This is a genomic window from Bradyrhizobium sp. U531 (assembly GCF_051710265.1).
Classification (GTDB): domain Bacteria; phylum Pseudomonadota; class Alphaproteobacteria; order Rhizobiales; family Xanthobacteraceae; genus Bradyrhizobium.
The window spans coordinates 15,982-35,280 of sequence record NZ_JASVEN010000013.1 but is presented as its reverse complement, the minus strand read 5'-3'; the positions used below and the strand labels follow the sequence as shown (position 1 = coordinate 35,280).

General features: G+C 63.7%; 16 protein-coding genes and 1 tRNA gene. 8 read left to right on the top strand and 9 right to left on the bottom strand.

Features of this window, described 5'->3' with window-relative positions:
- Positions 1-329 precede the first annotated feature (329 nt).
- The gene (locus QRQ56_RS35605; protein ID WP_438746210.1) at positions 330-2,303 is read left to right on the top strand and encodes a methyl-accepting chemotaxis protein; all 1,974 of its coding nucleotides are present in this window, start codon (positions 330-332) and stop codon (positions 2,301-2,303) included.
- Positions 2,304-2,437: 134 nt separating this feature from the next.
- Here the strand turns inward: QRQ56_RS35605 and QRQ56_RS35600 are convergent, their stop codons facing one another.
- Positions 2,438-5,899 carry a PAS domain-containing protein gene (locus QRQ56_RS35600; RefSeq protein WP_438746208.1) on the bottom strand — a complete coding sequence of 1,154 codons (3,462 nt, stop codon included), beginning with the start codon at positions 5,897-5,899 and terminating at the stop codon, positions 2,438-2,440.
- Between the two features lie 580 nt (positions 5,900-6,479).
- On the opposite strand from QRQ56_RS35600, the gene QRQ56_RS35595 reads away from it, so the two are divergent.
- The 3 genes from QRQ56_RS35595 (at position 6,480) to QRQ56_RS35585 (ending at position 8,490) form a co-directional block, all read left to right on the top strand.
- Complete coding sequence (locus QRQ56_RS35595) at positions 6,480-6,914, top strand: phasin (RefSeq protein ID WP_438746207.1); 435 nt, start codon at positions 6,480-6,482, stop codon at positions 6,912-6,914.
- Positions 6,915-7,108: 194 nt separating this feature from the next.
- Positions 7,109-7,185, top strand: a tRNA-His gene (locus QRQ56_RS35590).
- A gap of 228 nt (positions 7,186-7,413) precedes the next feature.
- Positions 7,414-8,490, top strand: a complete 1,077-nt coding sequence (locus tag QRQ56_RS35585; RefSeq protein ID WP_438746205.1) for a DUF262 domain-containing protein — start codon at positions 7,414-7,416, stop codon at positions 8,488-8,490.
- A gap of 743 nt (positions 8,491-9,233) precedes the next feature.
- On the opposite strand, the gene QRQ56_RS35580 is transcribed toward QRQ56_RS35585, so the two are convergent.
- Together QRQ56_RS35580 and QRQ56_RS35575 are read right to left on the bottom strand one after the other, a co-directional pair.
- Entirely contained in the window at positions 9,234-10,163 is a 930-nt protein-coding gene (locus tag QRQ56_RS35580; RefSeq protein WP_438746204.1) for a DUF4238 domain-containing protein, read from the bottom strand.
- Positions 10,164-10,260: 97 nt separating this feature from the next.
- Entirely contained in the window at positions 10,261-10,389 is a 129-nt protein-coding gene (locus tag QRQ56_RS35575; protein ID WP_438746202.1) for a hypothetical protein, read from the bottom strand.
- A gap of 155 nt (positions 10,390-10,544) precedes the next feature.
- Between QRQ56_RS35575 and tenA the strand changes: the two genes are divergently transcribed.
- The gene (gene tenA / locus QRQ56_RS35570; protein WP_438746200.1) at positions 10,545-11,219 is read left to right on the top strand and encodes a thiaminase II; all 675 of its coding nucleotides are present in this window, start codon (positions 10,545-10,547) and stop codon (positions 11,217-11,219) included.
- 50 nt (positions 11,220-11,269) lie between these two features.
- Here the strand turns inward: tenA and QRQ56_RS35565 are convergent, their stop codons facing one another.
- A complete protein-coding gene (locus QRQ56_RS35565; protein ID WP_438746198.1) occupies positions 11,270-11,674 on the bottom strand; it encodes a nuclear transport factor 2 family protein in 405 nt (134 codons plus the stop codon).
- 355 nt (positions 11,675-12,029) lie between these two features.
- On the bottom strand, positions 12,030-12,968 hold the full coding sequence (locus QRQ56_RS35560) for an AEC family transporter (protein WP_438746197.1): 939 nt from the start codon (positions 12,966-12,968) through the stop codon (positions 12,030-12,032).
- 548 nt (positions 12,969-13,516) lie between these two features.
- On the opposite strand from QRQ56_RS35560, the gene QRQ56_RS35555 reads away from it, so the two are divergent.
- Positions 13,517-14,656, top strand: coding sequence for a helix-turn-helix transcriptional regulator (locus QRQ56_RS35555; RefSeq protein ID WP_438746195.1), 1,140 nt, complete (start codon positions 13,517-13,519; stop codon positions 14,654-14,656).
- 48 nt (positions 14,657-14,704) lie between these two features.
- Here the strand turns inward: QRQ56_RS35555 and QRQ56_RS35550 are convergent, their stop codons facing one another.
- Positions 14,705-15,628, bottom strand: coding sequence for an HpcH/HpaI aldolase/citrate lyase family protein (locus QRQ56_RS35550; protein ID WP_438746193.1), 924 nt, complete (start codon positions 15,626-15,628; stop codon positions 14,705-14,707).
- Complete coding sequence (locus tag QRQ56_RS35545) at positions 15,625-16,797, bottom strand: CaiB/BaiF CoA transferase family protein (protein ID WP_438746191.1); 1,173 nt, start codon at positions 16,795-16,797, stop codon at positions 15,625-15,627. Before QRQ56_RS35545 ends, QRQ56_RS35550 begins: the two co-directional genes overlap by 4 nt.
- Positions 16,798-17,279: 482 nt before the next feature.
- Between QRQ56_RS35545 and QRQ56_RS35540 the strand changes: the two genes are divergently transcribed.
- Together QRQ56_RS35540 and QRQ56_RS35535 are read left to right on the top strand one after the other, a co-directional pair.
- The gene (locus tag QRQ56_RS35540) at positions 17,280-17,624 is read left to right on the top strand and encodes a hypothetical protein (RefSeq protein WP_438746189.1); all 345 of its coding nucleotides are present in this window, start codon (positions 17,280-17,282) and stop codon (positions 17,622-17,624) included.
- A gap of 360 nt (positions 17,625-17,984) precedes the next feature.
- Positions 17,985-18,662 carry a ParA family protein gene (locus QRQ56_RS35535; RefSeq protein ID WP_027547672.1) on the top strand — a complete coding sequence of 226 codons (678 nt, stop codon included), beginning with the start codon at positions 17,985-17,987 and terminating at the stop codon, positions 18,660-18,662.
- 156 nt (positions 18,663-18,818) lie between these two features.
- On the opposite strand, the gene QRQ56_RS35530 is transcribed toward QRQ56_RS35535, so the two are convergent.
- Together QRQ56_RS35530 and QRQ56_RS35525 are read right to left on the bottom strand one after the other, a co-directional pair.
- Positions 18,819-19,016 (bottom strand): hypothetical protein, encoded by a 198-nt coding sequence (locus tag QRQ56_RS35530; protein ID WP_438746186.1) that lies wholly within the window; start codon positions 19,014-19,016, stop codon positions 18,819-18,821.
- Positions 19,017-19,116: 100 nt separating this feature from the next.
- Positions 19,117-19,263 (bottom strand): hypothetical protein, encoded by a 147-nt coding sequence (locus tag QRQ56_RS35525; protein WP_438746184.1) that lies wholly within the window; start codon positions 19,261-19,263, stop codon positions 19,117-19,119.
- Positions 19,264-19,299 lie beyond the last annotated feature (36 nt).

Genomic DNA, 19,299 nt, shown 5'->3' with positions numbered 1-19,299 from the left:
GGTCGGCGGCACTCTCCTTCCGTGGGGACGCAGGCGGCTTGGAGGCCGCGGATTTCACTCGGCCGGGCATCAGGATCAGGAGGCGTTGGGGTGCTGGGTCATCGCGGACGTGCAGGCGGGGGAAGCAAGCAATCGTGCTTCAAAGCGGCGACACGCCATTGGTTCCTATCGGGAATAATCGGCAATGCACGGGCAGCGCTGTGCACTCAAACGTGCATAAACGAGTATTATGACAGAACACACGTATTAATACGTGCCCGCAAATTAACGTAAGTTTTCAAGCATTATCGCTTCATCAACCGTATCGACCACCACCGGATTCTCGCCAGATGCGGCTGCTCTCCCTTCGTCTCACTCACAAGATCACGGCCATTGGCGTGATCGGCGTCGTCGGTGTCGTCCTGATCGGCGGCATTCACCTCTACGGCGAGAAGGCGATGGGCGTCTATCGCAGCGCCGCCGAGGATGCGCGCACGGTCTTCGAGTTCAACAACAGGATCGCGGTCGAGCTGCTCGAAGCGCGCCGGGCCGAAAAGGATTTCCTGCTGCGCAGCGATCCGGCCAAGGCCCAGCGCCAGGGCGAGATCAGCCGGCAGGTGGCGCTGGACATCGACACGCTGCGCGGCAGGATCGCAGGCCTCGGCAAGCCCGAGCTGGCGCAGAAGATCGACGCGATGAACGCATCGCTGAAAACCTATCAGGCGCGCTTTGCCGCGGTGGTCGAGGAACGGCAGCGGCTCGGCCTCGACGAGAAGTCCGGCCTCGAAGGGCGCCTGCGCGGATCCGTCCACGGCATCGAGAGCCAGGTCGACCAGCTTCAAGAGTCCTCGCTCAAGGTGATCATGCTGATGATGCGCCGGCACGAGAAGGACTTCATGCTCCGCCGCGACGCCAGATATGGCGATGACATCAAGAAGCGCGCGGCCGAATTCTCAGGCAGCCTCAACGCCGCCGCCATTCCCGACGGCGCGAAAGCCGAGCTGCGGCAGAAGCTCGCCGACTACCAGCGCGATTTCTCCGCCTGGATGGAGAGCGCGCTGAAGCTGGCGTCCGAGTTGAAGGCCATGTCCGAGGCGTTCTCCGCGGTCGAGCCCGTGATCGAGCAGGTCTCGACATCGGTCGAGGCCATTCGTATCGAAGCCGATCGTCTCAACGACGCCGAGCGCGTCAGCATCCAGTTCTGGATCGCGGTCGCCATCGCACTCATTGCGTCCGGCGTGCTCGGTCTCGGCATCTTCATCGGCCGCTCGGTCTCGAAGCCGCTGACCGCGATGCGCGTGGCGATGGTCGAGCTCGCCAACGGCAATTTCGCGGTGGTGCTGCCCGGCCTCGGCCGTCCCGACGAGATCGGCGAGATCGCGCAGGCCGTCGAGACGTTCAAGGTCAATGCCGAGCGCAAGGCGAAGGAAGAGGCGGAAGAGAAGATCAGGCAGGACAAGCTCGCCGCCGAGCGCCGCCGCGCCGACATGATCCGCATGGCCGACGATTTCGAAGGCGCGGTCGGCGAGATCGTCGAGACCGTGTCGTCCGCCGCCAACGAGCTCGAAGCGTCGGCGACGTCCCTGACCACGACCGCGAGCCGGTCGACCGAGCTTGCGACGCTGGTCGAGGCCGCCTCCGAAGAGGCCGCGACCAACGTGCAGTCGGTGGCCTCCGCGGCGGAGGAGCTGTCGGCGTCGGTCAACGAGATCAGCCGCCAGGTGCAGGCTTCCGCGCGGATCGCCGGCGAAGCCGTCAGCCAGGCCGGTCACACCAACGATCGCGTCAGCGAATTGTCGCAGGCCGCCGCGCGCATCGGCGACGTGGTCGAGCTGATCAACGCCATCGCCGGCCAGACCAACCTCTTGGCGCTCAACGCCACCATCGAGGCCGCGCGAGCGGGCGAAGCCGGCCGCGGCTTTGCCGTGGTGGCCTCGGAAGTGAAGGCGCTCGCCGAGCAGACCGCGAAGGCGACCGGCGACATCGGCCAGCAGATCTCGAGCATCCAGGTCGCGACGCAGGATTCGGTCGGCGCCATCAAGACCATCGGCGGCACCATCGAGCGGCTGTCGGAGATTTCCTCCACCATCGCAGCCGCCGTGGAAGAGCAGGGCGCCGCGACCGGCGAAATCTCGCGCAACGTGCAGAACGCGGCGGCAGGCACCACGCAGGTCAGCGCCAACATCTCGAGCGTGCGCCAGGGCGCGAACGAGACGGGATCCGCCTCCTCGCAGGTGCTCTCCGCGGCGCAGTCGCTGTCGAACGACAGCAACCGGCTGAGGATCGAGGTCAGCAGGTTCCTGGAGACGGTACGCGCGGCGTAATCAATCAGCCGTCATTCCGGGGCGTCGCGAAGCGACGAGCCCGGAATCCATTGCGCCACCATTACTGCGGCTCGATGGATTCCGGGCTCGCGCCAAGAGGCGCGCCCCGGAATGACGGCTTGTGTATGACGCCCCTATGCCCCCGCCACGACGGGCGCGAACACCACTTCGATCAGCGTGCCGTGGGCCGCGCTCTTGATGTTGAAGCGGGCGCGGTTGGCTTCGACGAGCGCCTTCGTCAGCGACAGGCTCAGCGCCGAATTGTCTTCGGCGTCCCCGGGCGGCGGGGTGCGGAACGGCTCCATCGCGGCGGCGACCTCGCGCTCGCTGAGGCCGTGGCCGGTGTCGCGGATGCGAAGTGCGATCTCGCCGCGGTCGGTCGTCGCGGTCGAGACGATCACCTGGCCGCCGGCGCTGGCGAGCCGGATCGAGTTCGAGATCAGGTTCACCGTGATCTGCCGCATCGCGCGCGCGTCCGCCGTGACCTGCGGCAGCGCATGCGCGAGCGAGGTGCGGATGATGATGCGCTCGCGATTGGCTTGCGGCTGCATCACCGTCACGCAGGCTTCGACGAGGTCGTTGAGGTTCAGATTGGCGAAACTCAAATCGAGCTTGCCGGTCTCGATCCGCGACAGCTCCAGCAGATCGTCGATGATCGTGATGACCCGCTCGCCGGAGGCGCGGATGTCCTTCATGTATTCGCCGTAGCGCTCGTTGCCGAGCGTGCCGAAGCGCTCGGAGATCATCACCTCGGCAAAGCCGATGATGGCGTTGAGCGGCGTGCGGATCTCGTGGCTGATCCGCGCCAGCATGTCGGCCTTGGCGTTCGCCGCGCCGTCGACGAGGCGGCGGGCCTGCGTCAGCTCGCTCTCGCCCTTCCTGGCGTGCGAGAGATCGCGGAACACGGCGAAGAAGTTCGGGCCGTCGGGCCGGGTGCGGCCCATGATCATCGCGAGCGGAAGCACGCCGCCCTTCTTCTCGCGGCCCAGTACCTCGCGGCCGTGGTCGAGCAGGCTGGCGATATCCTGGCTCTTGAGGCTTTCGAGATAGTCGAGCACGATCTGCTGGCTCTCGGGCGCGAACAGCGTCAGGAGGTTCTGCTCCAGCAGCGCCGTGCCGTCATAGCCGAACAGCGCCTCGGCGCTGCGGTTGCAGGCGTGGATGTTGCCTTCGGCATCGAACATCACGATGCCCTCGGCCGTTGTGTCGAGGATCGCGGCAAGATCTTCCGCCTCGGCCTCGCCGGCTCCGGGCTCGAGATCGGGCGCGAAGGGGAAGGATTCGGGGATGACCGGCTCGGCGGCCACCGGCGGCGCAGCGACGGCGGCGGGCGCGGCCTGCGGCAGCGCGCAGATCAGCGCATGCGCGCTCTCGCCGTCCCAGTCGATCGCATGCAGATGCGCCTCGGTGGTCGGCAGCGGCGCCTCGCCGTTCGCAACCGTCGCGCTGATCGTGACCGGCGTGCCGGCCTGCGAGGTGCTGCTCGCCGAGGACACGCCGGGCTCGACATAGAGCGCATCCAGCCCGCCGGCATCTTCCAGCGCATGAATGCTGCCATAGCCCATGCGCGCGAGGAACGCCGGGTTGGCGTAGAGCAGGCGGTCGAGCCGGTAGATCAAAATGCCGGTCGGCAACAGATCGAGCAGCGTGCGGTCACGCGCGCTCATCCCGCGCGGCGGCGGCGCCGGCTCGGTCAGCCATTCGGCCGCGGCCTGCTGCGGCTCGGACTCGGGCTCGGGCGCCGGCGGTTCGGCGGCGATCTCCGCCACGGGTTCGACGCTGTCGGCCGCGATCGCCTCGCGCTCGCGCTCGAGCCGTTCGGACAATTGCCGCGCCAGTTCGTTGAACGCGCTGTTCTCGACCGGCGTCAGCGTCGGCGATCTCTGGTCACCTTGTGACCTGGCATCGCCGTGCGGTCGGAACGGCACGACATTCGGAGGGGTTTCGACGGGCGTTTCCACTTGTGTGTCCGGATCGGTTGGGTGTGAATTCGCGTCGTGATCGGGTTCGGGTGTTTCGGCTTCGGCGGTCGGCTCGGGTGAGGGGTCAGGCTCGCCCGGCTCGATAGGCGGCGGCGGTGCTTCCGCCACCGGCTCGGGCTCGATGATCGGTTCGGGCTCGACCGCATCGGCGGACACGCTCTCTGCGGCCGGCGGCTCTGCGATCAGCGCAAAGCGCCTGACGGCATCGAGCCGGTTGAGCGCGTCGAGATCGCGGCAGACGCCAAAGCCCTTGAAGCCGGCGAAGTTGCGCGCGGCGTCGTAAGTCGGCAGGCCCGCAAGCTCGACCGGCAGATGCTCGCCGCCATCGGCCGGCCAGTTCACGGTGATGCCGGCCCAGGTGTCATGGCTGGCCAGCGCCTGCGCCACGCGGCCGTCGGGATCGAGCGCGAAGTTTTGCGCGATCTCGTGCCAGGGGCGGCCGAAGCCGGCCGCGGTGTGCGCGCCGATCAGGTGGATGAATTCGTCCGAGAGCAGCACGAAGCGGCCCTCCGCATCCATCTGCCAGAGGAAGCGCAGCGGATGCTGGCGTGGTGCGGGCGGCTCATGGGGAGGCTCGACCATGGGAAGCGTGATCGGCGCCGGCTGCGGCGACACGATGGCTTCAGCCGGGTTTTCAACCGGAGTCTTTGCCGCGATGTCGGCGCTGTCGTCGGCTGTCTCTTGAGCAGGTTCGTGCGCGGGCTCGCAGACCAACGCGTCGGCGACGTGCTCCACGGGTGCAACGTCCTGCGCCTCGGGCGCAATCGGCGCGGGCGCTTCGACCGGCTCGGCGAACGCGTCGAACAAGGCGATGCCGCCAGATCCGTCCTGCGCGGGCGGCGGCGCGCCGATGGCCTCGGTTGGTGCGGGCGCGGCCGGCGCCTCGCGCACTTCATCTGCTGCAGCGCTCGCGGGCACGTCCTCGACCGCGGGCACGTCCTCCGCCGGCGCTGCGGGCGCGGCGACCGCCGGCTCGATCAGCGCGATCAGGCCGACATCGGCGCCGGTGCCGACCCGTTGCAGCACCATCTGGCCGATCCCGATCGGCGTCTCGGCGCGGCCGTCGCGAAGCGCATCGCTGCGCGCCTGCTCGAGCCCGGCCTCGCCGAGATCGCGAAAGCCGAGCAGGGCGCGGGCGGCCGCGCTGGCGCCGACGAACAGGCCGTCGGGCGCGAACGCCGCCATCGGCATCTGCGCACCTTCGACCAGGCGATGCAGCCGTTCGAGCAGCGGCATGCTGCGCAGCGTCGGGTCCATCGCGGTGACGAGCACGGCCTCGCTGCCGTCGGCGAATGCGAGCCGGCTGCAGCCGCAGGTCATCAGCGTGCCGAGCCGGGCGCCGAAGCCGCGCAGCCGTTCGAGCCGCACGGTGCCATTGGCGGGCAGTTGCCGGGCGAGCCGGGCGACCTGGCGACGATGGGGCTCTGCGGGGCCGAACACCTTGTCCGCGAGCGCTGCGCCATGCGCCGCGCCGAACAATCTTGCGCCGACCGGATTGGCCCACAGCACGCGGGCGCCGTCGGTCGACCACAGCCAGGTGGCGAGCTGCGAGGTCGCATGCACGGCCAGCCGGGGATCGCCCACACCTCGCAACTGGAAATCCGAACTCGTCATCCGACCGGCTTGTGTCTCGCGCGTGAAGCTGGCGGCTGCCGGGAATGACAGCCTTAAGAAAGGGTTAGTATCGCCCGCGCCCGCCCGCAGGTCCACGGCCCGACCCTCCGGAGGAGGCCCAAAGCCGCGATAACCTTAACCCGCCACCCCCGCAAGCCGCAGCCCGGCTGCATCCAAGGGATTCGAGAGATCCGCTCCGCCGTCATTCCGGAGCGCGCGCAGCGCGAGCCCAGAGCCATCCGTCGTCCGTCTCCGTTGCCCGATGGATTTCGGGCTCCGTCGCTTCGCTCCGACCCCGAATGACGGCCATGGGCACGCCGCCCCCTCAACCCCCGGTTCCCCGCCTGCGGAACCTCACCCTCACCGAGATTAAATTTCGCACCGCACCCGGATGGCGCGTTGCGCTGCACAATGTTGACATGATAGGCAGCAATAATACTGGGCACTGGGCGAGCCATCCGTTCGTTTCGCGTTTCCAGTCTTCGTTCCCGCCAGTCTTGAGACCAAGGACAAGGCCCCGGTTGGCCGGCGGGCGCGCCAGAAGGCTCACTCCATTTTTTCATTATCGTGAGGGACGACCATGACAGGTGCGACTGATCCGTTTTCTGCCTCGATCATTCCGTTCGAGGTCCCCGAGCAGATGCGTGCGTTCGCCGAAAAGGGCGTGTCGCAGGCCCGCGAAAACTACGCCAAGTTCAAGGACGCGGCCGAGAGCCACAATGGCACCGTCGAGGCCGTGTTCACCTCCGCGTCCAAGGGCGCGAGCGAGTACACCGCCAAGCTGGTCGAGTTCATGAAGGCCAATTCGAGCGCGCAGCTCGACTTCGCCCAGCATCTGTTCGGCGCCAAGTCGCCGACGGAAGCCATGGAGCTGTGGACCGGCCACGCCCGCAAGCAGCTTGAGACCTACCAGTCCCAGGCCAAGGAGCTGGTCGAGCTGACCCAGCGCGTCGCCGCCGAGACCGCCGAGCCGATCAAGGCCTCCGCCTCGAAGCTCTATCACCCCGCCGCCTGAGCGCCGCGGCCGGTTTGAACCATCGAACCCGGGCCGAAAGGCCCGGGTTTTGTTCTGGAATTTCGTGATTTGGTGCGGATTTTAGCCCGCCAGCGGCCTTGCCAAACGCAGCCGTTGCACCTAGTTTCCGCCCCGTCCAGCCCCCTCAGGCGTCAAGCCTTTTCAGGCACCCCTTCAGGGCGGCTCGCAAGGATGCAGTTGTAGCTCAGTTGGTTAGAGCGCCTGTCTGTGGAACAGGAGGTCGGTGGTTCGAGCCCACCCAACTGTACCAGCGGTGCGGATAAACTGGCCTTTGGCTACTCCAGATTTCATAAGTTGGCTTCCCGGCTCGGTTCTTCTGGACAACCACAACCGCCTGTTGCGTCTGCTTTCGGACGACGCTTCAATTCGGATTGGCAGCGCTTCTTAGTCATTGCAATTTCGACGAAAGCGCTCGGCAGTTCTATCACTGCGTTGCAAGTATGTGCGGATTCCGCAGAAGTTCGTGCCGGACAAAACAATGAATATAAACACAAATAACTACAGCATTGCCGAAATACTCAACATGCTGGAGAGACGCGAGCTGCTGGTGAATCAAGATTATCAGCGCGGCTCTGGCCTCTGGCCGTACGGGGCCAGCAGTTATTTCATCGACACCATTCTCGAAGGCTATCCGTTTCCAAAAATTTATATGTACGAGTATCTCGATCGCACAGCACGCGGAATTCGTAGAGAGATTGTTGATGGCCAGCAACGGATTAAGACAATCCAACGGTTCTACCTAAATGAGTTCGCTCTTACAGGCGACACGCAGTACGCAGGCCGACGGTTCAACGAGCTTGACGAAGACAAGCAAGAGCAATTCCTTTCATATCCAGTATCCGTTGACGTTATTCGAAATGCGACCAAGGCGGAAATTCTGCAGATGTTTCGCAGAATGAACGCTTACACGTTGCCACTAAACGAAGCAGAAAAGCGCCATTCCTCTTTTGAAGGCGCGTTTAAGTGGTTCGTGAACCAACTGGCTGACTCACTCAACGAGTTTTTTGTCTCATTTGGCGTTTTTACGAATCGACAGATCGTGCGCATGGCTGACGCCGAGCTAATCACCGAATGCGTCTTAGCCATCGAAAGGGGTGTAATCAGCACGAGCGCTACGGATTTGAGGTCTGTTTATAAGCAGTATGACCGAGAGTTTCCGTATGCTGATGAGTATCGCCGAAAGATTGCGGAGGCTGTGGGATTTATTGGTCAAGAATTGGATGTATTGCGTGGTACTCACATGATGAAGCCCTACGCATTACATTCTTTGATCGTTGCTCTCATTCACAGCCGATTCGGCATTCAACATATCGAGGAACAATTCCAAGTTCCTAGCATCGGGAAATTCGCGATTGATCCCAAGGCCGCTGCTTCAGGCTTGCTAGCTCTGGCGCAGGCGCACGAGGCCAAAGAAACTGAGGGGCCGTACGCCATCTACGTATGGGGATGTTTGGGCGGAACAAATCGAGTGGGGCGTCGAACGGCGCGCATCGCAGCCGTCCTACGAGCGCTAGGCTCTCCCGTCCCAGGGCGCGTAGATGCCAACCTCACTTGAGGTAGTTCGAAGAAGGCTCGCTTCGCGCATCTCAACGCTTGACCGCGCCTTCGACCGACACGCTGTAAGCGGTGTTCAGAAACGAACCGACCGGTCTGCGATGCAGGAAGGGCTTGTTTCTGCACTTTGGCAAGCTTGGTGCGCTTTCTGCCGAGATACTGTTTTGGCGTCAGCGTCAGGTGCAATGACAGTCCAAGGAACCCCCGTCACCTCGCCGTATGTTGGTCGGACTGAAATGGAGATTTGCTACATTGCGCGTGAACTTTCGCTCAAGCATCCGGTCTCCGCGATTAAATCACTGGCGGGCAGGCACTTGGAGCCGACTTGGGGCGATCCTAGGAAGCTCAATTTGATAGTTACGGGTATCGCCTGTTCAAACCAAACCCAGTTGCTTAGTGCTTTCGGTGCGGCTCTCACAATTCAAGATCTTCAGCTCTGCCGCAACGCGAGTGCTCATTTGAACAAGGGCTCCCTTGCCGACGTCGCCGCAGTCCGCGTTAAATACCAAGCCACTCGATTTATTCACCCATCGGATTTGGTTTTTTGGGTCGATCCCCAAACGAATGACTACCTATGGAAATCTTGGGTTGATGAGATCAGTATAGTTTCCCTCCTTGCCGTTACGTAGTTCAATGTCTCACCCCCTAGAGTAACAGTAACGGCGGACGAAACTCCGCAATATTAGGCGACATCAATTTGGCGCTGTGGCTGTAATTTCTCATGTGTGTCGTGAGATCACATAGCTATCCGATGGGACTGGACCAAAGTCTTTTGCCTAAGCGATTTGACACGAACCGCAGTTGGTTCTTGTCTAGACCATAGACGAACTTGCGAGCCTGAAGGCAAATACGATCGTTTATCGCCTTTGCGAATTCGTTGGGGTTTCGCTGCTTCATCGATTCGAAGGTTTGCATATTCCTCGTAGCGATGAATAGCCGACGCGGACCAATCGGCATAACGATGTGCGCATCGTCGCTAACTAAACCATTCGTCATTATAACCGGTCTATCAGACGTCAATAGCGGATACTTCGGCGTGTTCATCGTCATTGTATGCCACTTAAATGACGCGATGACGCGAAATACACGCTTGCTCCTCATGAGGACCGGTAGAACTTTTATTGGATCTATATCTGGCGGCGATTTGAGGAACGCTTCTTTGTATTCGCCAAAGCTCTCGGGATCCTCTGGTCGACGAATGCGGAGGTAGTCATCGCGCACGTATTCAAGAATCTCCGCCCGATCCATCGTTCTCAGCTTATTCCTGATCACCTCCAGGTGGTCCGGGTTTCGGACGATCAGCGAATAGAGAAAGCGGCACCAACCGAGTGCTTCTTGCGATTCTAGTGAACCCGGGAGGGAGCCCATGGTCTTGAACTGTTGCAATGCTCTTGATGCCCAATTGTCGATCGATGACATGAGCGTCTCTTCGATGACATACTCTTGGCCCTTCGGGGCATCGCGATCTTTATATAGTCCCGGTACATAGCCTGTACCCGCAGGAGCAGTCGGCCGGGCCACAACAAGGCCTTTGTATCGCCGGCAAAACTCGACGAGCTGGCGTGTTTCTGCGTCCACCCATTCTTGAAGGTAGAATTGAGGAATGTAGTGGTGGTTAGGTTCCTTTGGCATGGAGACGTTATACTTGAGTCGCCAACCGATTTCGGCTCTCACCCACCTCCTGCGGAAGCTGGCGTGCAGACCGAGCGCGATTGAGGGCAACGCTTTACCTTGCCGGGCTCACCAGCCGCCGATACTCCGTGGCAAAAATTCAGGCGACGACGCCGGTCGATATCGCCGCGAACAGCAAGATCACACCGGAGGTGACCTGCGGCAGGTTCGGCAGCTTTGCCCGTATGGAAGCCGTGGCTAGCATCGCCGCGAGCTTCAGAACGCACATCACGAAGATCAAACATTGGGGTGACAATCGACAAAGCTCTCGACGCGACCCATTCGTAACACTGATCAAAGCCAATTCGTACGCGGTTGCTGTAGCCCCCCTGCTCGAAATGCGCTATCGGAGGCGAGCCAAAACCAACCCCGGCCAAAACCACCGTGACCTTCTTCGAGCGTCTCAAAACAGCAGCACCCGCGGAATGGCGCGCCTACACCGAGCATCCCTTCACGAATGGATTGGCGGACGGCTCGCTCCCTGAAGCGGCGTTTCGTCATTACCTCGTTCAGGATTACCTGTTCCTCATCGAGTTTGCGCGCGCCTACGCGCTTGCGGTCTACAAGTCGCCCACGCTTGCCGATATGCGCGAGGCATCGGCCGGCCTGTCGGCCATCCTCGATGTCGAGATGAACCTGCATGTGAAGCTCTGTGCCGATTGGGGTCTGTCGCCGGCCGATCTCGAACAGGCGCCTCCGGCGGCCGAGATGCTGGCCTATACGCGCTATGTGCTCGATGCGGGAATGCGCGGTGATCTTCTGGCGCTCAAGGTGGCGCTTGCGCCTTGCGTGATCGGGTATGCGGAGATCGCAACGCGGCTCGCCGCGCGGCCCGGCGCTGACGCTGCGACGAACGCCTATCGCGTCTGGATCGCCGAGTACGCCGGCGCGCCGTACCAGGAGGTCGCTGCCAAGGCGCAGGCGCATCTGGACCATCTCGCCGATCGCTACATCACGCCGGCCCGCGAGGCCGAATTGATTGCGATCTTCAGGGAAGCCACCCGGCTCGAGGCGGATTTTTGGGAGATGGGCTGGCGTGTGGGCCAGCGTAATCAATAGCGCTTTCGGCCGTCATCGGATGACGGCGACAGTGCACGCGGGCCCGCGCCTCACCCGATCATCGCCTTGATCTGCGCCGTGTCCGCAAACTCGATCAGCTCCGCGATCTTGCCGTCCTGAAATCTGAACAAGTCCAGAATCTCCGTGCTGACCGTTTTGCCGGTCGGGTGGTATCGCACATTGACGCGGGAGTGGACGGCGACGCGATCGCCGTCGACCAGCTCGGCCAGGATCTCGCGGCCCTCGAAGCCGAAGCCGGCGGTCAATTGCGTGAAGGCCGCGTGCAGGGTCGGGTGGCCCTCCATTCGTCCCGTCAATTCGAGCGCGCTCTTGTCACCCATCAGGGTGAAGGCGCCCTCGGGATGAAAGGCCGTCATGAGGCTATCGGTGTCGGCGCCGTCGCGCGCGGCGTAGGCGGCCTTGATCAATGCGAGCATGTCTTCGCGGCTTGCCATGTCAACCCTCCCTGCAACACGTATCGAGGCACTATAGCTACTTTTGCGTGCAATGGCAAAAACGCCGGGATGATGGGGCGAGGGCTCGGGCCGCTGGCGGGATTGTCCGATTTCGTTCCGCGCTTCCGGCAGAAAACAGCAGCTGCTCCCGCCGAACCTTTTCGGCCCCTCGCGTGTTTGGAACTGCGGCAGGATGAAGCAAGGGAGCTGAGACATGAACGGGATTATCTATCTGGTCGGACTCGTCGTCGTGATCGGTGCAGTGCTGTCGTTCATCGGCCTGCGCTGACCGTGTAAGGTTCTCCGAGGCCGCGCGGCGTCGTCCGCGCGCCTTGGATCTCTGCGCGTCGACGCCTTATCGCGCCACTACCCACACCACCACCGGCAGCGTCGCCGACGCCAGCAGCGTGCCCAGCGCCACCGCGCCTGACACCGGGTTCACCAGCCGCTGATACTGCACCGCGAAGATGTAGGCATTCGCGCCGGTCGGCATCGCCGCGAACAGCACGACGACGCCCGCGGCGATCGGCGGCAGGTCGAGCAATCTTGCCAGCACGAAGGCGGCCGCCGGCATCGCCGCCAGCTTGAGCGCGCACATCACCAGAATGCTCAGCTTCTCGCCCTTCACCTCGAAACGAAACAGATTGATGCCGAGCGCGATCAGCGCGGTCGGCGAGCCTGCCTGCGCGAGCAGCTCGATGGTGCGGTCGACGACGGGGGTGAGGCCAAGGCCGGTGAAGCGCCAGACCACGCCAAAGCCGATCGCGAGCATCAGGGGATTGCGGGCGAGGTCGGCGAGCACGGGGTAGATCACCGACAGCGCCGAGCCCGTGCGTTTGCGGTTGACGAGCTCCATCTGCAAAATGCCGCAGAGCCAGAGCAGCGGCGTGTTCACCGACAGGATCAGCGCCATCGGCCCCGCGGCCTCGTTGCCGAGCGCGGAGAGCACGAGGGGAATGCCGAGCATCACGATGTTGCCGTAGACCGAGCCGATCGCGAACACGACGCCGTCCTCGCGATCCTCGCGCCGCGCGCGCAGCAGTGCGGAGACCGCGAGCGCGGCGATCCAGGTCAGCGCCAGCGCGCCGTAATAGGTGCCCCACATCCTGTAGGGGCTGACATCGGGAAATTCCGAGACGACGATGGTGCGGAAAAGAAGAGCAGGGATCGCGATGCTGAAGGCGAATTCGCTGATGCCCTTGTGCGCGCTCTCCGAGACGAAGCGAAACAGCACCGCGGCATAGCCGGCGGCGATCAGCGCGAACACCGGCGCGACAATCAACAGTGTGGCCATGCGCAGCAATACTCCCAGGACTATCGCATATGATCTGTGGCGGCGGCCGGTGAGCACGCCTCGTCCTTCGAGACGGCGCTAACGCGCCTCCTCAGGATGAGGCTAATCAGCGTCAGTGCGTTCTGTAACAGCAACGCCGCACTCCGTCCTCATCCTGAGGAGCCCGCTTAAAGCGGGCGTCTCGAAGGATGGCTGCAGTAATAGCTCTCTCAAATGCGATGTCCCTGGCTAAGACCCCAGTTCGATGATCCAGCGCGCCATCCGCACATTGGCATAGCCGATCGTCCTGCCTTCCAGCGTCACCTCCGCTGATGACGGTGGCGGTGCTCGATGATGTGGAAGTTTCATAAGAATTCCCGCACCGCGAGTGCAAAGTAGCCGCAAGGCTGACCAAAGACAATTTTGTGCGCCGCCACCGTAATCGACTTCATACCCGGAAATCCGGGGGAAGTTTCGGCAGAGCGGCCGGATGGCAATTGCCGAAAGGCAATCTCGTGTAACCTGCGAGTTCATTTAACCTAATGTATTCTCTGATCGATTGGGAACCCATGGCTCTTGCCGCCGACCGTCTCCTCCCTGCCATCGAAGCGATCTACGATGCGGCAGCAAGCCCATCGCTCTGGCCATCCGCTCTTGGCAAGATCGCGGGCTGCTTCGACGATACCGGCGCGATCCTGCAATGGCGAAGGGACGACGGGGCGTTCGGCGCCATCGCCTCCGAAGGCCTCGCGCCTGCGCTCGCCGATTATGGGGCGCATTGGGCGCAGCACGATTTCAAGGCCGAACGTTGCGTCTCGTCCGGCCTTTACGTCAGCGGCGAGCCCTTTACCGATCGGCACATCGGCCCGATCGATGACGCCTATCTCAACCATCCCTTCAGCAAGGAATTCCTTGCAAGGCACGGTTTGGGCTGGTTCGGATCGATCGGGGTGTCACCCGACCCACGGATCCTCGTGGCGCTCAGCGTGCAGCGAGCCTTCGCCAAGCCGCAATTCTCCGAGGCCGAACTGGACCTGATAGCGACGCTCGGGCGCCATGCCGAGAAATCGTTGCGGCTGTCGATCAGGCTGCTTGATACCGAACTGGCCAATCTGGGCCTTGGCGACGCCCTCGCGCGGATCGGCATCGGCGTGTTCGCGCTGGACTCGTCGGCGCGTGTGCTGTTCGCCAATCCGGTCGGGGAGGGCCTTCTCGGCGAGGTGTTCGACCTCGTGAACGATCGTCTGCGTGTTCGCATGGCGGCGAGCCGGGCGCCGTTCGAGACGGCCATCACGCAAACGCTTCGCGCCGAGGCGCGCGATCTGCTGGCCGAGCCGAGACCCATTCTCGTCGAGGCGGGCGCATCTGGCCGGCGTTTCGTCATCTACCTCCTGCCGATCACCGCCGGTGCACACTCGGACAGTCATTTTCTGACCCGCACACGAGCGATCGTGCTCGCGATCGAGCTGAAATCTGCAGAGCCGCCGGATCCCGCCATCGTGCGGGACATCCTGGGCTTGACGCTCGGCGAGGCCAGGATCGCCTCGCTGGTGGGCTCGGGCGTTCCGCCGAAACAAGCCGCGGGGCGGCTCGGGATTGCCGAAGAGACGGCGCGCAATGTGCTGAAGCGCGTATTCCAGAAGCTCGGCATATCCAGGCAGAGCGAACTCGCGGCGCTGCTTGGCCGGCTCGTGTTGCGAGGGCCTTGAACCACCGGACCTTGGAGGGTTGGCGTCGGGAACGGCTTGCAATCGCAGCTACGACCCCAGGGCGATGATCCGGCGCGCCATCCGCACATTGGCATAGTCGATCATCTTGCCGTCCAGCGTCACCGCGCCCTGGCCGTTCGCCTCCGCCTGCTCCATGGCTTCGACGATCCGCCGCGCCTCGTCCAGCTCCCGCTCCGACGGCACGAAGGCGCGCAGCGTCGGCTCGATCTGATCGGGGTGGATGACCTGCTTGCCGTCAAAACCCATCGCCGCCGCCTTTTGCGCGCTGGCCTCGGTCAGCCTCGCATCGCGGAACGCGCCGCAGGGGCCGTCGATCGCACGCAGGCCAAACGCGCGGGCGGCGACCAAGAGGCGCATCATGGGATAGGCGAAGAGGTCGAGAGGGGCGGCGGCGTAGCCGGTTTGTGCCGAGCCGACATGGCGGTAGCCATCCGGCGATACCCCGATGTCGGAGGAGCGGGCGCCGATCGAGGCTGCGAAATCGCCGACGCCGAGATGCAGCGCGGCGACGCTGTCGTGGCAGGCGGCAAGCGTGTCGACATTGACGAGGCCGAGCGCGGTCTCGATCAGCAGGTCCAGCGCGACCGGCGCGGCGCGATCCGGCGCGGCCGCGCGCAGCTGCCCGGCGATCGCGACGATGTCGCTGGGGCGCTCCGCCTTCGGCACGATCAGCGCATCCAGCCGCGGCAGCGCCGCCAGCGTGCGGATCTCCTGGGCGACGAACGGGCTGTCGACGGCGTTGATCCGCACCGTGACGCGCTTGCTGCCCCAGTCGAGCGAGGCGAGGGAGCGCACGGCTTCCTCCAGCGCGAGGGCCTTCTCGGAGGGCGGCACCGCGTCCTCGAGATCCATGAACACCGCATCCGCCGCGGAGGCCGCGGCCTTGGCGACGAGGCGGGCGCGGTGCGCGGGGACGGCGAGATAGGCCCGCATGGGCCGCTGCTGCGTCATCGTGATGTGTCCTTTGCCAGACCAAGCTCGCCGAGGATGGCCTCGTTATGCTCTCCGACATCCGGCACCGGATCCATCCGCGGCGTCAGGCCGGGGATGGTCAAAGCGGGCAGGAAGCTCATCACCGGCCCGCACGGCGATCCCACGCTTTGCACCCGCGCGCGCGCGTGAAGCTGCTCATGCGCCAGGAAGGCCTCGACCGAGTTCAGATGCGCGTTGGCGATCGCGGCGTCGTCGAGCAGCCGCAGCACCTCCTCGCCGGTCATGGCGGCGAAGCGCTGCTCGATATGCGCCTGCAGCGCGTCGCGGTTCTGCATGCGCAGGGGATTGGTGTGGAAGCGCAGGTCGTCGGCAAAAGCGGCATCGCCGAGCACGATGCGGCACAGCGAGCGCCATTCCCGGTCGTTCTGGATGCCGAAGAAGACGGTCGTGCCGTCGCCGGCCCGGAACGGGCCGTAAGGCGCGATGGTCGCGTGCCTGGCGCCGGTGCGCGGCAGCGGCCGGCCCGTGCTCTCGGTGTAGAACGCGGGGTAGCTCATCCAGTCCGTGATGCTGTCGAACAGCGAGGCCTGGAACGCGGTCCCCTTGCCGGTCCGCTCGCGGCGGTAGAGCGCCATCAGGACGCCGTTGAGGATGTACATGCCGGTGGCGATATCGACCACCGACAGCCCGACCTTGGCCGGCTCTGCTTCCGTGCCGTTGATGGCGAGCACGCCGGCCTCGCACTGCACCAGGAGATCGTAGGCCTTCTTGTCGCTGTAGGGACCACCGGTCCCATAGCCCGAGACGTCGCAGGCGATGATGCGCGGATGCCTGCGCAGCAGCGAAGCCGCATCGAGCCCGAGCCGCTCGGCCGCGCCCGGTGCGAGGTTCTGGATGAACACGTCGGCCTGCTGCAGCAGGGCGTCGAGCACCTTGCGGCCGTCCTCGCTCTTGATGTCGATGGCCAGGCTCTCCTTGGAGCGATTGGTCCAGACGAACTGGCTCGACATGCCGTTCATCACGTGGTCGTAGTCCCGGCAGAAATCCCCGGCGCCCGGCCGCTCGATCTTGATGACCCGCGCGCCCCAGTCCGCCAGGTGCCGGCTGGCCAGGGGAGCCGCGATCGCCTGCTCGAGCGAGACCACCGTGATGCCCGCCAGCGGCAGCTCCGCCTCATTCCCCGTCATTGCGATCGTCCTCCCAACCGGCGCTTTTCGACCAGCGCAGCAGACAGGCCGACCCCACGCGCATCTTCTTGAAGAATGACATGATGCCCCCGATTTGCCCGACGTGTCAAACCGCGTTTCGCCAAATCCTAAGGCATAAAATGCGCTGCGATTACCGTGGCTTGCCTACTGTGCATGGGGTTGTTTTTCAATTTTTGGGGTGGGAGCGGGCGCTCGTCCCCTCGCACACCACCGTCATCCCCCGCGCGCCCCCGTCATCCCCCGCGCAGGCGGGGGATCCAGTACGTCGCAGCTTCTCGGGGAACGTCCGCCCTCTCTGGAATACCGCGTCACCCGCCTTCGCTAGCGACGACAGCAGTGCAGACGACCTTCCCCCGCCTGTTGCCGAGACCGCACAGCGTCCGGCTTTCGCATCCCCCCTCGGTTGCCAACGAACCGCGGTTCACCCACTATTCGCGCCGACTCGACATGTGGGGGACGAAATGCCGGCGCTTCGCTTCAAGACATCCTTGGCTGCTGCAACCCTCGGGATGGCCCTCGCCGTGCTGGTCCAGCCCGGTGCCGGCTTCGCCTACACCCCGGAGGAGCAGCAGGCCTGCAGCCCGGACGCGATGCGGCTGTGCGGCGAGTTCGTTCCGAACGTCGATGCCATCACCGCCTGCATGATCAAGAAGAAGGCGCAGCTCTCGCCGCAATGCGCGGTGTTCTTCCGCCGTGGCCCCGAGCCGGCCGAGCAGCGCGCCGGCAAGCCCACCAACATCGCGCCCAAAACCGCGAAGAAGAGCAGCAAGCCGGCGCCGAAGAAGAAAAAGACCAGCGACGGCTGAGCGCGAGCGTCCTGCGTTCCCTTTCCGAAACCCTTTGAGATCACGGACTCCTTTTGTTCGCGCGCTGGTGCGAGGCTTGCGGCTTGGGCGGGAAGGTACGACGCAAGAGAGTCGGTCGCCGCTTTGCGCGGCGAGGTTGAATTCCGCTTTCTCCCGATCGACTGCTCAAAAAACGCACACAACGGACGCGCGCGCAGCGTTTCATTGCAGTTCGTGTCGCCTCACACATCGCAGTGTGACTCAAAAGCCAACACGTCTTGTTATTTCGTGGCGGCAGCGCAACCCTCGATAAATTTTTCTTTCACGAATCAGCGCGGTGATTCATTTTCGTGGCCTGGGGTCAATCTGGAGGCCGAAGGTATGAACGTTATTGTTTTCGCTTCGCGTAAAGGCGGCTCGGGCAAGAGTACGCTCGCCGCACATCTTGCCGCACAGATCAAGGCGAGCAAGCAGGTCATGCTCGTGGACGCGGACCCGCAGGGCTCGCTGACGCTGTGGCACAAGCTGCGCGGCACCAACGAACCGCCGATCAAGTCGGCCGTGAACTCGGTCAGCGGCATCGTCTCCGCTGCCAAGCGCGACGGTTATGAATGGGTGTTGATCGACACGCCGCCGAACCTGTCGGCCGTCGTCGACGACGCGATCAAGAACGCCACCATGGTGGTGATTCCCGCCCGTCCCGGCGTGTTCGACGTCAACGCGGTGCAGGAAACCATCCAGATGTGCCGCGCCGCGCGCAAGCCCTATGCGGTCGTGCTGAACGGTGCTCCGGCCAAGCGCGACGAAGCCGAAAGCCCGATCGTCACCATCGCCCGCGAAGCGCTGGCGAAATTCCGTGCGCCGGTGTGGGGCGGCCAGATCACCAACCGTTCGGACTTGCTGATGGCGCTGAGCCATGGCGAAGGCGCGCGGGAGTACCAGGCCGAGAGCCGTGCGGCTCAGGAAATCGCAAGGCTGTGGGCGGCGATCGAGCGTTCAGTGAAGGCCATTCGCGGCACGGCGTCGGCATCCGGCGCAATGCACAAGCAGGCGGCATAATTTTTTTAAATCATTCCCCGGACGAAAAACGCGCGGTGTCCGCGCGTTTTGCGTTTGTGGGTCTCGTTGTCATTCCGGAGCGCCCGAAGGGCGAATCCGGAATCTCGAGATTCCGGGTCCGGCGCTATCGCGCCATCCCGGAATGACGAATTGAGCCTACGCCACCATCAGCATGTAGAACACGATGACCGGCGAGAGCGTGAGGATCACCGACCAGATCCCGACGGCCCAGAGAATGTCTTCGGTGGTGAAGCTCTGCTCGGTGGACAGGCTGTCCTGTCCGGCGCCGAAATAAGGCGCCATTTCATTCTGACTATTCACAAATGCCCCCGCGATTTCTTCGCTTATGGGCATCACTCTACGCGGGATGTTTTAAGATTCCGGCTTGCCGCGCCATTCGCATTTTGAGCGCATTTGTGACCGCCGTTTAACCATCCGCAGCCCGGCTGCCCGCTCAGGCGAGCCAGATCCGATACAGCAGCACCGGCATCAGGCCGAGCACCACCGCCCAGAACCCGAACGACGAAACGACGAGAATTCCCTGCAAGAGATCGGCGGGCGCGAATTGCCGCGCGGCCGTCGGCCGGGTGCGATGCCCCATGATCATTCCCCCTGTGAGAAGCCTTCAGACGGCAAC